Source organism: Bacillus sp. PS237, from assembly GCF_037963345.1.
Classification (GTDB): Bacteria; Bacillota; Bacilli; order Bacillales; family Bacillaceae; genus Bacillus; species Bacillus subtilis.
Genome location: NZ_CP150156.1, coordinates 2,623,407 through 2,645,235 on the forward strand (window position 1 = coordinate 2,623,407; position 21,829 = coordinate 2,645,235).

At 39.8% G+C, this 21,829-nt stretch carries 27 protein-coding genes; 15 read left to right on the forward strand and 12 right to left on the reverse strand.

Features of this window, described 5'->3' with window-relative positions:
* Positions 1-87 precede the first annotated feature (87 nt).
* Entirely contained in the window at positions 88-942 is an 855-nt protein-coding gene (gene aadK, locus NST22_RS13655; RefSeq protein WP_003229862.1) for an aminoglycoside 6-adenylyltransferase AadK, read from the reverse strand.
* A 378-nt stretch (positions 943-1,320) separates the two neighbouring features.
* Here aadK and NST22_RS13660 point away from each other — a divergent pair, with 378 nt between their 5' ends.
* From NST22_RS13660 to NST22_RS13675, 4 genes are all read left to right on the forward strand, one after another.
* Complete coding sequence (locus tag NST22_RS13660) at positions 1,321-2,364, forward strand: nitronate monooxygenase (protein WP_003229861.1); 1,044 nt, start codon at positions 1,321-1,323, stop codon at positions 2,362-2,364.
* A gap of 349 nt (positions 2,365-2,713) precedes the next feature.
* Entirely contained in the window at positions 2,714-3,511 is a 798-nt protein-coding gene (murI, locus tag NST22_RS13665) for a glutamate racemase (RefSeq protein WP_003229860.1), read from the forward strand.
* A gap of 380 nt (positions 3,512-3,891) precedes the next feature.
* On the forward strand, positions 3,892-4,599 hold the full coding sequence (locus tag NST22_RS13670; RefSeq protein ID WP_009967863.1) for a YrpD family protein: 708 nt from the start codon (positions 3,892-3,894) through the stop codon (positions 4,597-4,599).
* 575 nt (positions 4,600-5,174) lie between these two features.
* Entirely contained in the window at positions 5,175-5,252 is a 78-nt protein-coding gene (locus NST22_RS13675; RefSeq protein WP_072175780.1) for a YjcZ family sporulation protein, read from the forward strand.
* A gap of 286 nt (positions 5,253-5,538) precedes the next feature.
* On the opposite strand, the gene NST22_RS13680 is transcribed toward NST22_RS13675, so the two are convergent.
* The 3 genes from NST22_RS13680 to sigZ all read right to left on the reverse strand — a co-directional run bounded on the left by NST22_RS13680 (position 5,539) and on the right by sigZ (position 7,180).
* Positions 5,539-5,700 carry a hypothetical protein gene (locus NST22_RS13680; protein WP_003245984.1) on the reverse strand — a complete coding sequence of 54 codons (162 nt, stop codon included), beginning with the start codon at positions 5,698-5,700 and terminating at the stop codon, positions 5,539-5,541.
* Positions 5,701-5,762: 62 nt separating this feature from the next.
* Positions 5,763-6,518 (reverse strand): metal-binding protein ZinT, encoded by a 756-nt coding sequence (locus tag NST22_RS13685; RefSeq protein ID WP_003229858.1) that lies wholly within the window; start codon positions 6,516-6,518, stop codon positions 5,763-5,765.
* 131 nt (positions 6,519-6,649) lie between these two features.
* Entirely contained in the window at positions 6,650-7,180 is a 531-nt protein-coding gene (gene sigZ, locus NST22_RS13690) for an RNA polymerase sigma factor SigZ (protein ID WP_004398507.1), read from the reverse strand.
* Positions 7,181-7,314: 134 nt separating this feature from the next.
* Here sigZ and NST22_RS13695 point away from each other — a divergent pair, with 134 nt between their 5' ends.
* Positions 7,315-8,295 (forward strand): aldo/keto reductase, encoded by a 981-nt coding sequence (locus tag NST22_RS13695; RefSeq protein ID WP_004398762.1) that lies wholly within the window; start codon positions 7,315-7,317, stop codon positions 8,293-8,295.
* A gap of 273 nt (positions 8,296-8,568) precedes the next feature.
* On the opposite strand, the gene NST22_RS13700 is transcribed toward NST22_RS13695, so the two are convergent.
* Both NST22_RS13700 and NST22_RS13705 read right to left on the reverse strand, forming a co-directional pair.
* Positions 8,569-9,885 carry a CitMHS family transporter gene (locus NST22_RS13700; RefSeq protein WP_003246029.1) on the reverse strand — a complete coding sequence of 439 codons (1,317 nt, stop codon included), beginning with the start codon at positions 9,883-9,885 and terminating at the stop codon, positions 8,569-8,571.
* Between the two features lie 114 nt (positions 9,886-9,999).
* Positions 10,000-10,869 carry a LysR family transcriptional regulator gene (locus NST22_RS13705; RefSeq protein ID WP_004398819.1) on the reverse strand — a complete coding sequence of 290 codons (870 nt, stop codon included), beginning with the start codon at positions 10,867-10,869 and terminating at the stop codon, positions 10,000-10,002.
* A gap of 144 nt (positions 10,870-11,013) precedes the next feature.
* Here NST22_RS13705 and NST22_RS13710 point away from each other — a divergent pair, with 144 nt between their 5' ends.
* Positions 11,014-12,117, forward strand: coding sequence for a 2-methylaconitate cis-trans isomerase PrpF family protein (locus NST22_RS13710; RefSeq protein WP_009967865.1), 1,104 nt, complete (start codon positions 11,014-11,016; stop codon positions 12,115-12,117).
* A 272-nt stretch (positions 12,118-12,389) separates the two neighbouring features.
* Here the strand turns inward: NST22_RS13710 and csn are convergent, their stop codons facing one another.
* Positions 12,390-13,223, reverse strand: a complete 834-nt coding sequence (gene csn, locus NST22_RS13715; RefSeq protein WP_003229851.1) for a chitosanase — start codon at positions 13,221-13,223, stop codon at positions 12,390-12,392.
* A gap of 442 nt (positions 13,224-13,665) precedes the next feature.
* Between csn and NST22_RS13720 the strand changes: the two genes are divergently transcribed.
* Entirely contained in the window at positions 13,666-13,929 is a 264-nt protein-coding gene (locus NST22_RS13720) for a CD3324 family protein (RefSeq protein ID WP_003229850.1), read from the forward strand.
* A 136-nt stretch (positions 13,930-14,065) separates the two neighbouring features.
* Positions 14,066-14,881: an alpha/beta hydrolase gene (locus NST22_RS13725; RefSeq protein ID WP_003229849.1), complete on the forward strand. Its 816-nt coding sequence runs from the start codon at positions 14,066-14,068 to the stop codon at positions 14,879-14,881.
* A gap of 407 nt (positions 14,882-15,288) precedes the next feature.
* Here the strand turns inward: NST22_RS13725 and NST22_RS13730 are convergent, their stop codons facing one another.
* From NST22_RS13730 to NST22_RS13745, 4 genes are all read right to left on the reverse strand, one after another.
* Positions 15,289-15,645: an SH3 domain-containing protein gene (locus NST22_RS13730; RefSeq protein WP_004398671.1), complete on the reverse strand. Its 357-nt coding sequence runs from the start codon at positions 15,643-15,645 to the stop codon at positions 15,289-15,291.
* A 52-nt stretch (positions 15,646-15,697) separates the two neighbouring features.
* On the reverse strand, positions 15,698-16,057 hold the full coding sequence (locus NST22_RS13735; RefSeq protein ID WP_004399021.1) for an SH3 domain-containing protein: 360 nt from the start codon (positions 16,055-16,057) through the stop codon (positions 15,698-15,700).
* Positions 16,058-16,328: 271 nt separating this feature from the next.
* Entirely contained in the window at positions 16,329-16,430 is a 102-nt protein-coding gene (locus tag NST22_RS13740; RefSeq protein ID WP_119123071.1) for a hypothetical protein, read from the reverse strand.
* 142 nt (positions 16,431-16,572) lie between these two features.
* Entirely contained in the window at positions 16,573-16,959 is a 387-nt protein-coding gene (locus tag NST22_RS13745; RefSeq protein WP_004398984.1) for a VOC family protein, read from the reverse strand.
* Positions 16,960-17,207: 248 nt separating this feature from the next.
* Between NST22_RS13745 and NST22_RS13750 the strand changes: the two genes are divergently transcribed.
* Genes NST22_RS13750 through NST22_RS13770 form a run of 5 tightly spaced genes read left to right on the forward strand, consistent with a single transcriptional unit; the run spans position 17,208 to position 19,525 of the window.
* Positions 17,208-17,453: a spore coat protein F-like protein YraG gene (locus tag NST22_RS13750; RefSeq protein ID WP_003229845.1), complete on the forward strand. Its 246-nt coding sequence runs from the start codon at positions 17,208-17,210 to the stop codon at positions 17,451-17,453.
* Between the two features lie 17 nt (positions 17,454-17,470).
* Positions 17,471-17,839: a spore coat protein gene (locus NST22_RS13755; protein WP_009967868.1), complete on the forward strand. Its 369-nt coding sequence runs from the start codon at positions 17,471-17,473 to the stop codon at positions 17,837-17,839.
* Positions 17,840-17,857: 18 nt separating this feature from the next.
* Positions 17,858-18,994, forward strand: coding sequence for a zinc-dependent alcohol dehydrogenase (locus NST22_RS13760; protein WP_003229843.1), 1,137 nt, complete (start codon positions 17,858-17,860; stop codon positions 18,992-18,994).
* A gap of 18 nt (positions 18,995-19,012) precedes the next feature.
* A complete protein-coding gene (locus tag NST22_RS13765) occupies positions 19,013-19,210 on the forward strand; it encodes a hypothetical protein (protein ID WP_003229842.1) in 198 nt (65 codons plus the stop codon).
* Between the two features lie 15 nt (positions 19,211-19,225).
* Entirely contained in the window at positions 19,226-19,525 is a 300-nt protein-coding gene (locus NST22_RS13770) for a spore coat protein (protein ID WP_003246006.1), read from the forward strand.
* A gap of 262 nt (positions 19,526-19,787) precedes the next feature.
* Here the strand turns inward: NST22_RS13770 and adhR are convergent, their stop codons facing one another.
* On the reverse strand, positions 19,788-20,210 hold the full coding sequence (adhR, locus tag NST22_RS13775; RefSeq protein WP_004398725.1) for an aldehyde stress transcriptional regulator AdhR: 423 nt from the start codon (positions 20,208-20,210) through the stop codon (positions 19,788-19,790).
* 182 nt (positions 20,211-20,392) lie between these two features.
* On the opposite strand from adhR, the gene NST22_RS13780 reads away from it, so the two are divergent.
* The gene (locus tag NST22_RS13780; protein ID WP_003229839.1) at positions 20,393-20,587 is read left to right on the forward strand and encodes a carboxymuconolactone decarboxylase; all 195 of its coding nucleotides are present in this window, start codon (positions 20,393-20,395) and stop codon (positions 20,585-20,587) included.
* Between the two features lie 130 nt (positions 20,588-20,717).
* Positions 20,718-21,767: a formaldehyde dehydrogenase AdhA gene (gene adhA / locus NST22_RS13785; protein WP_003229837.1), complete on the forward strand. Its 1,050-nt coding sequence runs from the start codon at positions 20,718-20,720 to the stop codon at positions 21,765-21,767.
* Positions 21,768-21,829: the final 62 nt, after the last annotated feature.

The following is a 21,829-nucleotide window of genomic DNA, read 5'->3' on the forward strand; positions in this document are numbered from 1 at the left end:
TTACGCATCTTTTTACAAACATCTGACTACTTGGTCTCCATTGTCAGCGAGAATCAAATATCATATGAAGACAATCCTATATTCTTATCACTTTACTGAGCAATAAATACCTTCCGTATACTTAGTAATACCTTCATCGTAATCAGGATACTTATATGCAAGACCTTCTGATACAGCTTTTGAATACTTTCTAAATAATGCATAGCAAGTAAATAAAGACTTCCACATTTCCTGATACCCATTCACAGAATATGTAGACATGAGTTCCTCCCATTCTTTATTTGAAAGGTACCGCTTCATAAATTTATAGTTCTTCCCCATACTAAATGAATACCCTTTCTGAGATGCGATATGCCAGGCCATCATTCTCAATAAATTAGGACGTACAATTTCATTTAAATGGTCAATGGCAAAAAGGATTTCATTTCTTGCTAGTCCTTTTACTACGTAAGTCGAAACCATCCAGAACTCATTACAGCAATCATCAAATTCCCTTGCAGTCGGCCTTTTTATCCAGTATTGGCGATCATTTGGGGTCACTTTATAGTTGATGAACGAATCCTTATCAAGCAATACCTTAACCAAACCATCGTTATTAGCAAAATAATCTTCTGCTTCACGAATTGGAATAAGGGTTAGATCTAATTTGTTGCCATCCTCAAAAAGAATAATGTATGAAAACCAATTACCTAATTCGGGAGGAAAAAGCTCCATATCTTCTGGTTTTTGCATCATAATGCGCTTCCCAAAGATTTCGAGCCACTGATCATTTTCTTTAAAAGATTCTACATCAGTTACAAAATACGAGATGTCATAATCTTGGAAGTTGTCAGGAGGGATATTTCTGTTTGTACGTGACCCTTCCAAAGTGACCAATCGGATTCTCTCATCGTTCAAAGCAAAGTCCAAAAAAATGTCCATCATTTCCTGCTCACTTCGCATTACATGTTCCTCCGTTTCAGCCTTAATATCTAACTGTAAAACGTCTTATAGATTTTTTTACTCTTGAATGTGATGTATTCTTCTAAGCTTTATTTTACATGATGTTCTCCTATATATCATTCAATATTAAGATGCAAGACATCTCAAAATCAGATATCAACTATGACGGACTACATGAATATTCAGTTTTTTGTAGAGCCGCCATGGGACGACACTATCTTTGACACACTTTAATCCCCCCTGCTTTATCGACATGTTAACTGGTATGAGAGATTGACAAAAAGAAGGAAAACGATATATTTAAGCGAATACGAGTTTTTGAGTAAATTTTAAAATGACACTTTTTTCAAAAATCATGTCTTAACGGGAGGATTCGGTATGAATGAATTTATGAAAAAGTTTTCTTTAACAAAACCGATTATTCAAGCTCCAATGGCTGGCGGTATTACAAAGCCCCGACTTGCATCTGCAGTTTCGAATCAAGGTGCTCTTGGCAGCTTAGCATCGGGGTATCTTACGCCAGACCTCCTAGAACAACAAATAAAAGAAATATTTGAGCTGACAGACGCTCCTTTTCAAATTAATGTGTTTGTTCCGCTAGGTCTAGAGATGCCACCAAAAGATCAGATTAAAAAGTGGAAAGAAAACATACCGTTAGCTAATCAAGTAAATCAATTCACATCTGTACAAGAAGAGTGGGATGACTTCTATCAAAAAATTGATCTAATTTTAAAATACAAGGTTAAGGCTTGCTCATTCACTTTTGATCTGCCGCCTGAAGACGCAGTAAAGGAGCTAAAAACCGCTGGATGCTGTTTAATAGGAACCGCTTCAACAGTAGAAGAAGCATTGTTAATGGAAGAACGGGGAATGGATATAGTAGTCCTTCAAGGAAGTGAAGCCGGTGGACATCGCGGAGCATTCTTACCTTCCAAAGGTGAATCTGCCGTAGGTTTAATGGCTCTGATTCCACAAGCAGCAGATGCACTGAGCGTACCTGTCATAGCTGCTGGGGGAATGATAGACCACAGAGGAGTAAAAGCAGCTTTAACCCTCGGAGCCCAAGGCGTTCAAATCGGTTCTGCCTTTTTAATTTGTCACGAGAGTAACGCACATCCAGTGCATAAACAGAAAATACTAGAAGCAAACGAAGCAGATACAAAGCTTACGACATTATTTTCAGGTAAAGAGGCCAGAGGAATCGTAAATAAATGGATGGAAGAAAATGAACAGTTTGAGACACAAACCCTTCCGTACCCTTATCAAAATACACTAACGAAGGCAATGAGACAGAAGGCTTCACTTCAAAATAACCATGATCAGATGTCTTTATGGGCAGGTCAAGGGATACGGTCATTGACTGAGGAAATTTCGGTTAAGCAGCTTTTAAATCAGCTTTGCCAAGAGGATATAAAAATATAGGCGCACCTCATTGATAGAGCAAAAAGCAAACTTTGACAGGCAGTTTGCTTTTTTTTTCGTAATTTCATCCACTGACTCTGGAAATCTAAATACTCCTACATTTTCAAAGCTAATTTGAATCGGGTTATCAATCATCACATTGATACGATGCGATCTTGATAATTTCACCACAACCACAATACATTACCAACATTTCGATCTTATCTCCCCTTCTCAAGTTTTGCTCCCTATTCGAATAATCGATAGCTCCCATATTAAATTTGAATAGTAAAATGGTTCTTTTTCGTTTGATTCAGATGATATAAAGTCATATGATAAAAAAAGAATGAGACAGAAAGCGTGAGAAGTGATGAAAATAGGATTTTTTGATTCAGGAATTGGTGGCATGACTGTATTGTATGAGGCCATAAAAGTTCTTCCTTATGAAGATTACATTTTTTATGCAGATACGTTAAACGTTCCATACGGTGAAAAATCAAAGGGTAAAGTTAAAGAATATATTTTCAATGCAGCTGAATTTCTGGCCAGTCAAAATATCAAAGCTCTTGTTATTGCGTGTAATACAGCTACTAGCATTGCGATAGAGGATCTTCGGAGAAACTTCGACTTTCCGATAATCGGAATCGAACCCGCTGTAAAGCCTGCTATAAATAAATGTACAGAGGAAAGAAAAAGAGTTCTGGTAGTTGCTACTAATTTGACGCTTAAAGAAGAGAAATTTCATAATCTAGTTAAAGAAATTGATCACCATGACCTTGTTGATTGCTTAGCTCTTCCAGGACTAGTTGAATTTGCTGAGAACTTTGATTTTAGTGAAGACAAAATCATTAAATATCTAAAGAACGAACTATCTTCTTTTGATCTGAAACAATATGGAACGATTGTGTTAGGATGCACTCATTTTCCGTTTTTCAAAAACAGTTTTGAAAAACTGTTTGGGATAAAAGTTGATATGATTTCAGGCAGTGTCGGTACTGCAAAACAGTTGAAAAAAGTTCTTGCAGATCGTAACCAGCTTGGTAAAGGATCGGGCTCAATCACCTTTTTCAATTCTGGCCATAAAATTGTGGACCAAGAAGTCATATCAAAGTACAAAAGATTGTTTGAAATATTAGATGAAACTCAAAGGAGTCATGTTGGACATTGAATGTAAATGAAAAAGACAATCTCCTGAAGAGAAACATGAACTAAGAAGCGGGCTTAAAAAGCCCACTTTTTTTCTAACAAACAATTGAGTTATACACACATATCTGATTACAGTGTTTTCTCTCTTTCCCCTCTTATTTCTCCCCCCTCTCTATAGCTTTTCTATTTCAATAAAACACAAGTCTCGATTGAAAAGTTATCGTAACATTTACACTTCACAGGAGATTTTTCACGATTGCGAATCGACCGTTTGCCAGATGCACAAAGTCATAATGTGTAAATTCTGTATCTATGTGCATGTTTATTATGGAATTATTTTCATAATGTTTTATAATACAAGATGATAGCGTTTTCTAATTATAATGATAGGGGGAAATAATGATGATGAAAAAAGGTCTGCTTGCGGGTGCGCTTACGGCAACCGTGCTTTTTGGCACATGTGCAGTAGATGTACCGGGTATTATTAGTCCAAAAACCGCAGAAGCTGCATCACAGCTAACTGATGGAATCGGCGGGAGGGCTTACTTGAACAGTAATGGTGCCATTCTTGTTACGAAAATCCAGCTTCCTAGCTCCACTCAGGTTTCAAATGGGACAGCCTACATCTACTCTGGTTTTAGCGGAGGCACAGAATCCGATATCGGGTTTCAGTACAGTGATAAATATAATGTATGGAAACCATATATGAAAGTCGGTTCAAAAGGACAGGATCAGGTTCAGTACCTCGAAGGAGGAAGCCAATTCACGAATACGAAAGGCTTCCGTCCCGGCAGCACCGTACAACTTACCATCTACAAAAACCTTAACGGCAATACCCGCGCTACATACTGGGGCACGAACAATGCCGGATACAACGGCCGTCTCATTTCAGAAATCAGCAAAACAAATGTCGGCTCCATCTCAAAATGGAAAGCGCTCGCTACAGTTGCAACAACAGGGTCACGCCAATCTATCAAATCAAACTTTTCAACATCTTTTACAAACATCACCATCGACAACAAAGCAATAACACCTGTAATTGATACACAAGACTTCGCTAAAGTAACAGTCTCAGGCAACAGTGTCAGTTTATCCGTTGTCAAAAATTAAAACATGTTAAACATACAATGCGTTAGGCTATTGAGAAGCTCTCGATAGTCTTAAAGGGGGCTTAACATGCCCCTTTTTTCATTTCAATTTAACTTTCAGTTAGCTTCGGTACATGCCGTCTATCCCCGTCTTTTATCTGGGTGAAGTAAGGGCAGCTCGCCCCTTCTGAACCTGTTCCATTTGCTCAACGCAAAAGGTGTGCATCACTGTCTTAAAAATGTTAAAACAAATAGCAGATGGTGCACTTTATTTTTAGATGAGGCATGCTTACGCTCGATATGCAAGTCAAATGATTAAGGGTCTGCAAGAGAGAGAAGTTTTGGGTGTACTTTCATAAAAGAGGGATGGCTTCATATAGCTCGATTGCATCAGGAAGATTAGCCAACGATTGGCCGAGAACAACACATCACTTTGAAACGGATTCATTCCAAAATCATAAGTATGATCCAATAACTAATAAAGATCAGTTAGCAGTCCAGCCTTAAAAATATTTTTACATCAATTAAACTAGCATCACTATCGAATAAGCTCGATCTGCATATCATGTACTATCCTCTTTTAAGGAAGGTGATGTTATGAGGTCATTTCCATTAATCGTAGTTCTATTCATCCTATTAATCATCGTTGGGACATCTTTCTTTGGTGGCTATTAAGAACACACCTTACCTCATATCCATCAGACGCCATAAGAAATCTTTATGGCGTCTGTTTTTTATTAGATTTAAACAAAACCATTAAAGTGGGCCATGCAAACACACCTATGGAGATTACTGCCACGACTTCTTTGTGAGGGAATTATTCTTCCCTTTATGGACTATTGTCGATCAAAAGAGAAAGTTGAAATGCATTTTTATGGTGAGATGAATCGAGGCTTAGACATATAAAAAACCGCAAAGCTTTCTTGAAGAAGCTTTGCGGTTTTTGGGTCTCTTCTTTGCTTCATATAAGCCAATAGATTTCAAGCGTAATCCACTGCCATACATCCAATGATTTTTTATTTTGAAATAGGTTTCTTCTACTCTTCATGTGAGATGACTCAAGGTATGCCACGTCACAATAATATGGCGGATACTGAATGGTCTCAATCAGTTTTTTCCCCATTCTATCAATTCTCCACAGAAAAAATGGCTATGGCAGAACAACTTTCATAGAGTAATCATCATTTAATGAGCCATCATCTCATGGGCAATATCGTGTCCATCCATTTTTGACGGGTAGTAAGTAGGCCAGTTTTTGACTTCATCAAGTAAAGCTTCACGGTCGTCCCCCCAATAGAGATGGTAATGACTAGCTTTAGTCGGGTAAATACTATGATCACTAAACTGAATATACTGAGGCAGCCCTTCTGCTTTTTTAGCTAGTTTGAATATGTATCTTACCCCTCTATTGCCCGCATCATAGGTTAGAATTTCGTATCCGTCATACGTATACTTACCAGAATATTCTTTTCCATTTTTGAAGAACGTTACAGTATCTTTCTGGATTACAATACGGTCAACATCTGTTTGATAGCCTTTTTTATAATACTCTTTATATTCTTCAGCTGTCTTGCCGCCTTCGTGTTCTGATTTATATGAAAACACTTCGTCAAGAGTACCATCTTGCAGGTATGGATATACAGATTGCCAATCTCCTTCCCAATCAGAAAGTAAGCGATCCTTTACTTGGCTGTTTTTAAAATAGCCTTCATATATTTTTTCTGTTTCTTCATCATGCGCATGACTATGATCGTGAGAATGTTCGTGTGTATGACTGTCAGATGTTTGCTCTTGCGTTTTGGAAGAGTCTTCTTCAACTGCTGAGGATGATGTTGTTTGATTAGACTCACCTGCAGAAGAACCGGAAGTCTGACATCCTGCCAAAACTAGTAATGAACCAATCGTTAATATGCCTAGCCGTTTTGAAAATAAAATGTTCATTCCAACACTCCTTTTTTATTAAATCGAAAACATTACGATTTATTATACATACATCTCTTGCAAACATCAAAGGAAAAATGCTCTTCATGCGGATGGCCTATTTTAAAGGAATAACTGACTATGTTCATCAGTTATTCCTTTAAAATACGAAAGTCTACGATATTTCCATATCGATCCGCTTCAATGTGACAGCACCCCTCAAGCAGCTGTTTTAATTTTCCACGTCCGCGTTGTACCCTTGATTTTGCTCCGGAGTAAGAAATGCCGAGCTTTTCACTCAACTCTTTTTGTGATAACCCCTGGAAATCAGTTAACTCGAGCGCCTCTCGATACTTTTCAGGCAACCGTTTGATGGTCGATCGAATACACACAGTTGCTTCCTTGGTGAAATTTTCTTCCTCTGCACTGTCATTAAAATGTAGAACATCAGGCAATATTTCGCTTGTTTTTTTTGTACGGTAAAAATCAATAATCGTATTTCTAGTGATCCGATAAATCCAGCTGTCGATCTTTTGTTCATCGATCAGATTTGGGAGATGCACTTGTATTTTCATAAATACGATTTGCAAGAGGTCATCAACGATAGATTGATCGTTAACCCTATGTGAAATATATGTTTTTAACGGCTGATGAAATTGATCCCATAGATCCTCTATATTCATTTGAAAAAACCTCCTATAATTTTGCGTCTGCTTTACATTTGCTTCGTCTTTTTAATCGTAACAAAGAGCAAACAATTGTTGAATCAATTGTATTGCAGCTGTTGCCAAAAATAATGATAAAGGAGAGGTTTGTTGTGGAGTATACCTATTTAGGGAGAACAGGATTGCGGGTGAGCCGTTTATGTTTAGGCACGATGAATTTTGGAGTTGATACAGACGAAAAGACTGCGTTCCGTATCATGGATGAAGCACTTGATAACGGCATTCAATTTTTTGATACTGCCAATATTTACGGCTGGGGCAAAAACGCAGGATTGACAGAGAGCATCATTGGAAAATGGTTTGCACAAGGAGGACAGCGCCGCGAGAAAGTTGTTCTGGCGACAAAAGTATATGAACCGATTTCTGATCCGAATGACGGACCAAATGATATGAGGGGCTTGTCTCTATACAAAATCAGACGTCATCTGGAAGGATCACTGAAGCGGCTTCAGACAGATCATATCGAATTGTACCAAATGCATCATATCGATAGGCGGACACCGTGGGATGAGATATGGGAAGCTTTTGAGACTCAGGTTCGCTCCGGCAAAGTAGACTATATTGGATCCAGTAATTTTGCAGGCTGGCATTTAGTTAAAGCGCAAGCTGAAGCTGAAAAACGGCGATTCATGGGACTCGTCACTGAACAGCATAAGTATAGTTTATTAGAACGAACAGCTGAAATGGAAGTGCTGCCGGCTGCACGGGATCTTGGTTTAGGAGTAGTGGCGTGGAGTCCCCTTGCAGGAGGGCTTCTTGGCGGGAAGGCATTGAAAAGCAATGCCGGAACTCGTACAGCAAAAAGAGCAGATTTAATTGAAAAACATCGTTTGCAACTCGAGAAATTTTCAGATTTATGCAAAGAACTAGGAGAAAAAGAAGCAAATGTGGCTTTGGCATGGGTGCTGGCAAATCCAGTTTTAACTGCGCCGATCATCGGACCACGAACGGTTGAGCAGCTGCGTGATACGATAAAAGCCGTTGAAATCAGTCTGGATAAGGAGATTCTCCGCATGTTAAATGATATCTTTCCCGGACCTGGAGGAGAGACACCTGAGGCATACGCCTGGTGATACATTCATTACTCAATACTGACATTTTTCTTAAATATTTATACTGAACTATCATATTAAGAAAGACAAGAGCATGTTTGTCTCTTGTCTTTTCCACATCGTGCTGAAAATGCTGGCTAAACATCGACAAAAATGCTGCCGCTTAAAAAAGAACCCTAAACAATAGAGTAACTGGAAAGACAACTGGCTTGATCAGCTTGGGACCCCTTTCAGCTGTATTTAAATCAATCAAACTAATGATTCATTGGCAGTCTAAATATTATTATTGTTTCTTTACAAAATAGTAATAGCCCCTGTAATGATTGCTAACAACGTAATAACTAATGATGTAATTACAGCCCACTTAACGGCAAACCTTTGAAATGACCCCAAGTCCATTTTAAGCATGCTTACTAGCAATACTGTTGACGCAACCAATGGACTCATCAGATGAACCGGCTGCCCCATTATAGAAGCCCTTGCAATTTCTACTGGTTCTATACCATATGCTGAGGCAGCTTCTGCAAAGATAGGTACCATACCAAAGTAATATGCATCATTTGATAAAACAAAAGTAAACGGAATACTAGTGAGTGCTACAATAACGGGGAAAAACCCTCCCATTGATGAGGGGATGATGGATATTAATGATCCTGCTATGGCATCCACCATCTTTGTCCCGGATAATATACCAGCAAATACTCCTGCTGAAAATACCAATAATACCACGGTTATGGCATTACCAGAATGCTCGGCGATTCGCTCCTTCTGCATTTTTACATTCGGATAATTTATAGTAAGGGCAAGAACAAAACCAATTAAAAATAAAACTGACGGATGCTTAGTTCCAAGCACAATAAACACCATGATACTTATAACGAGGAATAAATTAAGATATATTAAGCGTGGCCTTTTCAATTGTTCGCTCTCCAAAGTAGCAGCCATATAAGATTGAGAGCTGTCCTTTGTTATATGTCTAGGCTCTAATTGAACGATGCCTATTCGATTCCTCTCTTTCCTTCCCATTAGAAAAGCCAGAAATATCACACAAGCAATACCTCCAAGCATGGTCGGAAGTAATGGCACAAAGAAATCTGAAGGATCCAAACCCAGCACTGAAATCGCTCTTGTAGCTGGTCCGCCCCATGGAGTCATTCCGCTAACGATACTCAACGACAGCATTGCTAATGTCGCCATAACCATGGGATTCATACCAATTCTTTTATACAAAGGTAACATTGCTGAGACTGTTATCATATAGGTTGTTGTACCGTCCCCATCTAAAGCGATAAGCATTGCCAAGACGGCAGACCCTATCGCTATTTTCACAGGGTCTCCCTTTACTATAGATAAAATTTTTTCTATTAGCGGATCAAATAAACCTGCATCAATTAAAATTCCGAAAAAAAGAATAGCAAACAATAGCAATGCCGCTGAACTTGCAACTGTTTGAATTCCTTCTAAAATCATGTCGCCAATACCCTTACCAAAACCTCCAATAAGAGCAAAAACAATGGGAGTGATGGTCAAGGCAACAATAGGCGAGACTTTCTTTGTCATTATTAATATTGTAAAAACAGTTACCATCGAAAAACCTAAAATAGTAAGCATATTACACCTCCAAGAATGCGCTTTCAAATGACTTTTGATTAACATATCTTATACGGTGTAATAAGTTAAATAAATATTTTTTTACTGTGTTTCAAAAAAAATTCTATCATAACTTTAAATGGTTACCATTTGTTCACCCTTTAAAAAATCAATGAATGCTTTAACGAGTTTGATTCCTAATGATTTTTGATCGTACATTAGCCAAGTATCTCTCATTAGAGGCTTACCCTTAGCATTATACAGTTCCATTGTGTACAAATGATCAGATTCCTGCAGGCAAATTTCTGGTGCTATGGAGTAACCAAGACCATGCTTTACCATCTCTTTGCAAGTCTCTTGTCGATCCACTTCCATTGCAATAATGGGGGCTTGTTTTAGATTCGTATGCATCCAATCTTCTATAATCGTTTTTAAAGAAGCATCCGTTTTATATTTGATAAAAGGTAAAAAAGGAAGTTGCTCTATCGTTATTGGTTTTTTTGAGATGATATGTAATTTTTCCCGTGTCAGCCGTTCCTCCACCCCTTTCCAGCGATGGCTTCCTCTCAGTATACCGACTTGTACAATACCAGCATCTAATAATTTCATGACATCTGTGCTCCAGCCTGTTTGTACACTATATTGGACATTAGGATACATAGTGGAAAATTCCCTTAATAACTTAGGGAGCTTATATTGAGCGAAATTGCTTGATACCCCCAGCCTTAGATGTCCTTGCACCTCTTTGCTTAGATTAGAGATATGATCTTTGGTATCTTGAAGTTCCTGTAGCATTCTTCTTGCATAAGCAACCAAGTGTTCTCCTTCCGCAGTAAAGGTAATTCCTTTATGCCTTTTGGTGAATAATTCAATTCCGAAAATCTCCTCAATCTTTTTCAACCGATAAGTGATGGAAGGCTGTGATGTAAATAATCGTTCTGCTGTTTTTGTTACACTTTGTTCTTCGTGAAGAATTTTCAATAAAATCCAATCTTTCTCATCCATTTTCATCTTCCTTTCTAGTCCTTCTTTCACAATTATAAAAGTTTTTTTATCGAATATTAAGAAAACTTATATTTTATTTTTATTTTTTTACCTTCTACACTAAAAAACATAAAAAATACTACCTTTAAGATGAGGATGATGACGATGGTCAAGACGAATGTAACAATCATGAGAGGCGGAACAAGCAAAGGCGTTTTTTTCCACGAATCAGCCATGCCTAACAATAAAAACGAATGGGAGCCCTTTTTGCTTGATGTCATGGGAAGTCCTGATAAAAGACAAATAGATGGTTTGGGTGGCGGTAATTCCCTTACTAGTAAAGTGGCAATAATAAAGAAAGCATATACTTCGGATATTGATGTTCACTATACTTTCGGTCAAGTCAGCATTTCGGAAGAAAAGGTGGACTTTAAGGGGAACTGCGGAAATATCTCCGCTGCTGTTGGTCCATTTGCTATTGAAGAAGGACTTGTAAAAGCGAAAGAACCAATGACTGCGGTAAGGATCCTGAATACCAATACGAATAAAATGATCATTGCGGAAGTAGAAGTGGAAGACGGTCAGGTCAAATATGACGGAGATGTTACGATATCTGGAGTACCTGGATCTGGATCTCCAATCTATTTAAACTTTCATGATGCCGCTGGTTCAGTTACCGGTCATTTATTGCCTACTGGAAATAGTTCGGAGTTTTTAGATACAAGTCAAGGCCAAATAGAGGTGTCTATTATCGACTATGCAAATCCATTAGTTTTTGTGGAAGCGAGCAGTATCGGCCTGGATGGAACGGAACTTGCAGAAGAATTTACTGATCTACAGTTGGCTCAATTTGAAGAATTAAGATCCATTGCGGCAGAGAAATGCGGCTTTGCCAGTCGATTTTCAGCTACAAAGTTATCGCCGGCTGTCCCCAAACTGGCTATAGTAGCAAAACCAGAGAAATATAAAGATAGTACAGGTGCTTGGCATTCAAGCGTTGAGATGGACTTACACATCAGGATGATGTCCATGCAAAAGCCACATCAAGCACTGGCTGTCACTGGAGCGATATGTACAACAAGAGCCCTTTCAGTGGAAGGTGCAATCCCTGCAAGAATAGCAAAAAACCACTCTACAAAGGTTCGGCTAGCTCATTCTTCTGGTATTATTGAAACAATGGTGGAGCCCACTGGTATAAAGATCGTCCGTACCGCACGACGTATTATGGACGGAACAGTTTATACGCATGGAGACTATCAAATGATGTAGATGGACTGTGCAAAAAGCCTCCCCCCTTTCCATCGTTAATAGATGGATTGAATGCGCCTTCTTGCACAGATCCATTGTAATCTTGCATGGCTTTAAAAAAGCCTCTATATTGTTTTTTATGAAATCGCCAAGGTCCTTTCATGTATCTGCCTCAAGCATGACATAATCATTATAGAGAAAATTGAATACTTTTTACTGCAAATAAAAAGATACCAACATCATTGGTATCTTTTAGATTGAGTTCATCTGCAGCGGTTTCTTTTCCTCACTGCTTATTTGATTACAAAATTACCGTACTCGTTTGAACGAACATGAATCGGTCCGTTTAGATTATAGTTGTTCTCCTTGGCGATAGAGCGAAGCACGTCCACACGGGCAACTGATTCTCTCCATTCGTCACGGGTGTCATGATTGGCCGGATTCATCAGATCGTCATAGCGTACGTCCAAGAATTTATTCAACCACTTCTTCTCGTCTATTCCGTCTTTAGGTGATCCGCCCGCTTTTTTGTTCGTACGTTTAATCAAGGCATAAAAAGAGTCAGGGTCATCACCATCGCCATGCTGAATAACCGTATCGTACATCACAGCTCTTGCCAATGCTGTTTTTAGTCCGGCATTATCCGATCGTTTCATGGCAGGCTGATAATACAAATGGTCATTTACTTTGTCTTGAGCGGCGCGAAATTCCTTATCATTTGCAAGCGACTTCCAGGCAGAAGCGAATCCCTTGAGATTGCTTGTATCATCGCTTTCTTCCTTGGCCAGACGGCGCAATTCAGGCAGATACTTTTTCAGTTTGTTATTCGGAACTGCCTTTGTGTATACTTCCACTACTTCCAATGCATCCCCGGTAGCCGTTGTAAAGCCTGCCCGTCCGCATGTATAGCCTCGCCCGTCATCCAATCGCTCTACATATCCATATTGGATCTCCGTTGTGCCGTTTTCAAAGATACTTGTCAGCTGTTCCGCCCGGCGCTTTTGATCTTTATTCAGTCCCGCCGCAAAAACCGTTTCGCTCATCATCAGGGTAAAAAACATGGTGAAAACAAGTAATGAGATCGCTGCTTTTTTCCAAAAATCTGCTTTTTGCATACTGATTTTCATTTCACTTCCCCTTTCTAAATATTGTAAATACAGACTCAGTATACATGAAGAAACTGCCCTATTGTTGAAAATACATCAATTTGTCAATATTTTGAATCTAAAGTAATATAGCTTGAATCTTACTCTATTCATTGCCAATCAGCCTTAGCCCCTCTCACTGGGAAGGTCCCTTGATTTTCATACTGCTTCAACTTTCATTAACAAGATGCCATAAGGCTTTACTCTATTTTATAATGGAAGTGATCATCGAAAATCGTTAGGGAGGTGATGTAATGGCAAGCAAGATGAGAATGCCAGATTCCGCAACGTCCCATGCAAAGCCTACTATTGGGAAGGCGATACTTTGCATGGGGTAGACTTTCTAAAAGATCGCCCAAGTAAGCTTTTCTGATATAGTGGCTTTGCACCTTATTTGACATAAAAAAATAAGGAGCTGGCAGAAATGGCATATGTAAAAGCAACCGCTATTTTACCTGAAAAGCTGATATCGGAAATTCAAAAGTATGTTCAAGGAAAAACAATATATATCCCTAAACCTGAATCCTCTCATCAAAAATGGGGTGCGTGTTCAGGAACAAGAAAGCTGATCGATGACAGAAACGCTTCTATTAAAAAAGCATTTAAAAACGGCAAAACCATTCATCAATTATCTGATGAATATCACCTCTCTATTGAAACAATAAAAAAAATTGTCTACTCTAAATAAACAAAACGGAAGCACTGATAAAAAATAATCAGTGCTTTTTATATGGCGAGTTTGTTTCTTAGTTATTTCCTGCATATGATACCATTGGCCAATTGTGTAAAGTTAAGGGAGATGAGAAGAAAGGAAGGTCCTACAAATGACGATAAACAATGGAACGTTGCAAGTACCCGGCGCGAACATCCACTATCAGGTGCGTGGCTCTGGTCCAATCATTCTTTTGGTCCACGGAGGAGGCGGTGATGCCGACAAGTTCCATCATGTTGCCAATCATCTGGCTAACTGGTACACGGTTGTTACTTATGATCGCCGCGGCCATTCCCGCAGCAATCTCGCCAATCAGATTGAGGGTTACCGTGTGGAAACACACAGTGACGATGCTCACCGTCTTCTAGCCAAAATCACCAATAAGCCGGCCTATGTATTTGGAAGCAGCTCCGGGGCTGTTATCGGGCTTGATCTGTGCATACGCCATCCCGAACAAGTACATGTCATGATCCCACACGAACCAATCTTATTGCAGCTTCTGCATGGAAATGAGCTGAAACAAGCCGAGCAATTCATGGAAGACCTTAAGAAAAATCATCGAAGTGAAGTCATTAAATTAATGTCAAGATTAGAGACAGACGAACAATCAAAGGCTGTCCTGACAAAGCGGCTTCTCGGCAATTCAACGTATTTCACTGAGTATGAAATTCAAGGAATTCTCAGCTATACATTAGATTTCGAAGCATTAAAAACTGTGTTTACATCTTCACCGATGAAGATACTCCCAGCTGGCGGAAGTGCTTCTCGGGAGCTTTTTCCTTATCGTTGCGCGAACGCCCTAGCGGAACAATTGGAAACAGAATGGGTTGAATTCCCCGGAAATCATACGGGGTACACAATGTACCATAAAGAATTTTCTGAGAGGTTACACGACATGTTAGAAAAAGAAAAGAAACATACGTGTTAAGGATTGATTAAAATTTTCAAAATAGGACAGGTGAAACTAACTATGGAATTGGAGAAGATTTCACGAAGCGTAAAAAGAACTTTTCACTAACGAGAACGCAATGTGAGATGTTTAACCAAAGTGATATTAGGGATTTCATCGAAAAATAGGTTTGTACATTACGTTCTCCTATTGATTATTTCCTATCTTAATTCCGTATTTTATACCATTAGATACAACTCTAAAGCGGCTCGTTATTTTGTCCTCAACAACAACCAGTGTCTAACATCATGAATCTCTTTTGAAAATCACCACAAATGCAGGTATGGAAGACTTCATCGCAGCAAAAACCATACCAACTATTGTTGTTGGTATGGTTCGTCCTAGATAGGCCCTTAAGAAGAGATTCTATTGTACGGAGTATTTAGCTAATTGCATTTGTAACCGACAGGGCCGTCTGAACCTGTGTACACATATGTGTCAGACACATATCCAATATTCACGACACCCCGGGAATCTTTCCACTGGATTTGGTCCCAGATATTACTCGTTCCATACTTCCCTGTAACAGTCGTTCCATAAGCGTAACAATAATAAGGAACACGGGAGCCACTCGGAATGGAAAGCATAATAGGATAATTTGTACCAGGACCGCTGCGCATATTGACAGGCGCACCGCTGCTTGTTGAGACAGTAAAGTACTGAACGGCAAGTGCCTGACTGGAAAAAATGAATAAAGATGCAATCATCACGGTTAACATACTCAGCATTTTCAGTTTAGTCAATGTCATCCCTCTTTCTTCAATTCCTTCATTTTAAGAAACGATAGAACATAGGCTACCAGCTGCATTTAGGAACAACCGGACCGTCTGAGCCTGTATACATATATGTATCAGAGACAAATCCAGGAACGATCTCCCCGCTGGCAAGCGTCCGCTCTGTGTAATTCCAAATATTGCTCGTTCCATACTTTCCAGTTACAGTTGTACCGGTTTTGTAGCAATAGATCGGGATGCGGGTTCCGCTCGGAATGGTCGTTACAATTCCCCAACTTGTACCTGGGCCGCTGCGCATGTTGACAGGAGCACCGCTGCTTGTTGAAACCGTATAATACTGAGCCGCAAGTGCATGGCTAGAAAAAATGAACACAGATGCAATCATCACCGTTAGCATACTTAGCCTCTTTAACTTATTCACCTTATACCCTCCCCTTATAAATGCCGTACGTTTGACTTTCTTACATCCAGTTAAGGATTTACTTTCAGATACCATGCCCCCTCCCCTCCCATATATTTATCAATGTACCATAAACTAGATCTTTCAAAAGTGGAATTATTCCTATGTTTTCGACAATTAAGGATACAAAATAAATGGTAGTCAGGCTTGATATTGATGGTGTGTTACATTTGGCTCTTAATCATTTGTCCAGTCGGTAATCACGATTGACAATCAGGAAAAAGGACATGGATCAAGCGGCTTCGTTTCCACCAATTAACTCAATCAGTGTACTGCTTCCTTGTATCCACGCTTCTTCTCGATTCATAGATACTCCACCTTTTTCACCAATCAAAAACGGACACCATACAAATCAGCGTAAATGCTGCAAGTTCAGTGTCCGCAACCTATTATGACTTTGCTTTCTTTTACCAGGGCGTGTAAAAATGATTAGGTACGTTATCAAACGTTATTCTATGATTTTGCGAGTCAAAAAATCATAACATTTTATATATTTCAATCAGATTATGATCTGGATCTCTGAAGTGAGCAACTCGGGCACTCCATTCCTTGCGATCATGCGGTTTATTCTCACATTTAACTCCTTTTTCGTGTAAATCGTCATACGTTTTATCAACATCTTCTACCTTAAACTGAAGCAAAAATTTTGATTGAGCTTCTCCTTCCAAGGACTTTTTTTCCTCTCCAACGATTTCAGCCATCGTTTCTCGAGATAAAAGCTCTATTTTCGTTTCCCCATTATCAAAGAGTGCATATTCCATTTCATTCTCTAACCAACTTATTGGAAGTCCTAATGAATCTTTATAAAACTCGACGCTTTTCTTAAAATCATTCACCAACAGTCTAATTTGTAACAGCTTCATATCGAGTGCCTCCTATAAAACCATACTTTTACTGGTCATCCAATTTAATGATACCAAAGAAACCTGACAGCACTATGTCAAGTTTCCATACTTCACCCTTATTTCAGATTTAAGTGCAGTTTAGTCCATGTCATAAGAACGAGCAAAAACAGCGATTCTTAAAACAAAAAATGATACCGAGTGTATTTTCTGTATGCTTCAACTTCATTTCGGGAAATGTAACGTTGATAAAAGGAGGTTACATCAATATGGATCATCAAACATTGGCAGCTCATGAGGCTGTTGACTTACATGAAATCGTGAACTTTAAAACACTTTGTATAGCGAAATCAAAGTTAATGCAAGGGCTTGTGTTTGACCAAGAACTGAAGGACTTGATGGAAAAAGATGTACAGCAATCCATTCAAGACCTTACTGAATTACAAGCGGTTTATGAGCGTGCCTCATTTCAGGCCCCTGTCCCTCAAAGCCGCCCAACGCCAATCATCAATTGAAAGGGAGGTAAGCCTCTTTGAATAATGATCATTTAGACCCCATTAATTCGCTGAATGTGCCTGAACTAGCAGACACTACATTCGCGATGGATTTTCTTATACGAGCTAAGGAAGGCGTAAGGAATACTGCTGTAGCTTTGACAGAAACCGCTTCACCAGATGTAAGAGCACTGCTTCGGAAACAGCTGATGCAAGGAATTGCGATGCACCAAGAGATTACGGAACTGATGATCAGCAAAAAGTGGTTCCATCCATATGAGCTGAGCGAACAGTATAAGCTGGATCAGCTCTCTGCAAAAAACACGATCATGGTCGGCAATATGAACCTCTTTCCTGATGAAACAAATCGCAAAGGGATGTTTGACCGGACACCTGATGAACACTAACACTGGAGGTTTTACAGCATGAAGGCAGTAACGTATCAAGGCATTAAAAATGTTGTTGTCAAAGATGTCCCCGATCCAAAGATTGAAAAATCCGATGACATGATTATCAAAGTCACCAGTACAGCCATTTGCGGATCAGATTTACATTTAATCCATGGATTCATTCCGAATATGCAAGAAGACTATGTCATCGGCCATGAACCGATGGGAATCGTCGAAGAAGTTGGTTCTGGGGTGACTAAACTAAAAAAGGGAGATCGGGTAATTATTCCCTTTAATATAGCATGCGGGGAATGCTTTTTTTGTAAAAACCAGCTGGAAAGCCAATGTGATCAGTCTAATGACAATGGGGAAATGGGTGCTTATTTCGGCTATTCAGGGCAAACTGGCGGTTATCCAGGCGGGCAAGCTGAATATTTAAGAGTGCCGTTTGCGAATTTTACCCATTTTAAAATCCCTGAATCTTGTGAGGAACCCGATGAGAAATTAAGCGTGATTGCCGATGCCATGACCACCGGCTTTTGGAGTGTGGATAATGCCGGCGTAAAAAAAGGCGATACAGTTATCGTTCTCGGCTGCGGACCAGTCGGCCTGTTTGCTCAAAAGTTTTGTTGGCTAAAAGGCGCAAAACGCGTCATAGCAGTTGACTATGTAAACTATCGCTTACAGCATGCGAAACGTACAAACAAAGTAGAAATCGTTAATTTTGAAGACCATGAGAATACAGGGAATTATTTAAAGGAAATCACGAAAGGCGGAGCGGATGTAGTCATTGACGCTGTTGGGATGGATGGTAAAATGAGCGATCTCGAGTTCCTTGCCAGCGGCTTAAAGCTTCATGGCGGAACGATGAGTGCATTGGTCATTGCTTCCCAAGCTGTTCGCAAAGGAGGAACCATACAAATTACAGGTGTGTATGGAGGCAGATATAACGGTTTTCCGTTAGGAGATATTATGCAGCGAAACGTCAATATACGCTCTGGACAGGCTCCAGTGATCCACTATATGCCGTACATGTTTGAACTAGTATCGACAGGCAAAATTGATCCGGGAGATGTTGTCAGCCATGTCCTGCCGCTTAGTGAAGCCAAGCATGGCTATGACATTTTTGATTCAAAAATGGATGATTGTATCAAAGTTGTGTTAAAGCCTTAAAAAACGGAGGTTACAGAAATGGAATACGCCTTACACGAAGTGCTTGAGGTTCAGGAAATGACTGCATTTAAGACACTTTGTTTGACGAAATCTAAAACAATGAAAGCACTGGTATCTGATCCGAAGCTGAAAGAAATCATGCAGCAAGATGTTGATATCACCACACGCCAGTTGCAGGAATTTGCCTCTATTTTATCTAATGCAAAGCAAGAATGAGGAGATGAATAAATCATGAATCCTATCATAGAATATCTGACTGGCATGAATGTTCTAACAGACCAAATCATTGCTATGGACTTATTAATTTCAGCAAAGAACGGAGTCAGAAATTATGCGATGGCAGCCACTGAAGCCGGAACGCCTGAAGTAAAAGAGGTCCTTATCCGCCATTTGGAAGAAGCACTCGATATGCACGAACAACTCTCAAGCTATATGATGGAAAAAGGCTGGTACCATCCTTGGAACCCTGACGAACAAGTCAAGCTGAATTTAAAAAATATTGATACAGCCATTCAATTGCCAACCCTTTAACATACAATGACTGATTTGCTGAGGAACAGTATTGATTGGCCACAACTGTTCCTCAGCTTCAAAATGAGCACTGTTTGTTCGGGTCCTATGACCGTAAATAGATTAACCGCTTTTCTCCATCTGATCTCCGATAATGTTTGCAAATTCTCCAATCCAAATAAGGAATCGTAACCACCTCTTTTTATGCGATCTCTTGATGGAGAAAACAGGCCAGAAACAAAATCCTTCGTTTTTGACCTGCCCTCTTCACACGCAAAGAATGCTACCTTCTTTGCTCCACTGATCCGTGAAGACTTTCCGTTTTAGGCCTGCTTTTGAGCTTTGCCTCATTTTCACGCAATTTCCCATCATAATCTTTAATTTTTGTGTCTAATCTCTTAATTGTTTCATCAATTTCTTTCCGCTTCTCTATCAGCCGCTGTCGTTCGTCAGCCAGGATATTTTTTCGAGCTTCTACCGTACGGTCACCTTCGGTAAATAATGTTGTATATTCAATTAGCGCTTCTATCGATAGTCCCGCATTTCGCATGCATTTAATGAATTCAATCCATTTGATATCTTCTTCATCATAGTCGCGAATGCCGCTGTCTTTTCGTTTTACAGGCGGGATTAATCCTACACGTTCGTAATATCGGAGTGTTGCGGCTGTCAGGCCAAACTGCTTTGCCACCTGAGCAATATTCATGATCTTCACCTCTCTATCCTGTATGTTGTGAAGGTAACACTTAAAGTTAACTTTAAGTCAAGCTCAAAACAAGTGGTTAGCTGCTGAATCTGGGTTTATATATTCGGGACTTGCCTTAAAGCACACTTTAAACTCTATACTTCTCCATGCACTAAAAACAGTGTAGTTGGAGGGATTGCTGAATGGCAAATAAACACACTGCCGGAAGAGAACAATTAGGAGAATTTGCGCCAAAGTTTGCTGAACTTCATGATGATGTTCTATTCGGTGACATTTGGGCAAGAGAAGAAGAACTTTCATCCCGGGATCGCAGCATGATTACAGTTTCTGCATTAATTACTGACTGTTTCTCAGCTTATAAATCAGGTTCATTTTAAATGGTTTTTTTAAAAAACCCTTGCCTTAAAGCAGACTTTAAGGTTTATCGTTATGTTGAAGACACCATAAAACATAAATAAGTGCATGTTTTTATTTACAACACTTATGATGAAGAAAGGATAGGTTCGTATGTGTAATCAACATCAAACCCGTGTATTAAGCGTGTCACATGCAAAAGCCAAATTTGAACAAACGACGATTGAGCGAAGAGGATTACGGCCGCACGATGTCTTAATCGATATTAAATTCAGCGGCATTTGCCATTCAGACATTCATAGCGCTTTTGATGAATGGGGCGGTGGCATCTTCCCAATGGTGCCTGGACATGAAATAGCCGGTGTTGTAACAGCCGTTGGAACAAAAGTCACCAAGTTGGCTGTCGGGGACCGCGTTGGTGTCGGCTGTTTTGTTGACTCTTGCGGAGAATGCGAATACTGTCTCAACGCAGAGGAACAATTCTGCACGAAGGGTGTTGTTCAAACGTATAACTCAGTAGACTACGACGGAAACCCCACTTATGGCGGGTACAGCCAAAAAATCGTTGTCACTGACAGATTTGTTGTTCGCATACCAGATCGTTTGGAAATGGATGTTGCCAGTCCGCTGTTGTGTGCAGGTATCACAACGTATTCCCCGCTGAAACACTGGAATGTTGGCCCTGGTAAAAAGGTTGCGATTGTAGGCGTAGGTGGCCTTGGACATTTGGCAATTCAATTTGCACATGCGATGGGTGCAGAAGTAACCGTCCTGAGCCGTTCCATGAATAAGAAAGAGGAAGCTCTGGAACTCGGTGCAAATCATTACTTTGCAACAAGTGACCCAGCCACATTCACTGCATTGGCCGGGCGTTTTGACGTGATCTTAAATACGGTATCGGCAAATCTCGATGTAGATGCCTATTTATCAATGCTTCGTATAGACGGGACACTTGTAAGCGTTGGAGCTCCTGCCAAGCCGGACACATACAGTGTGTTTTCCCTAATCATGGGGCGCCGCAGCATTGCAGGTTCTCTAGTCGGCGGAATTCAAGAAACTCAAGAGATGCTGGATTTCGCAGCTGAGCATGGCATCGAACCTAAAATCGAAGTCATCGGAGCTGACCAAGTGGACGAGGCATACGAACGTATCCTCCGAAGCGATGTCCGTTATCGATTTGTGATTGATATTTCCACATTGTAATAGGTTAGTCCTTATATGGGCTGCCGCTTTTATTGAAACTCACGAAAAATGATCTCTTTAAG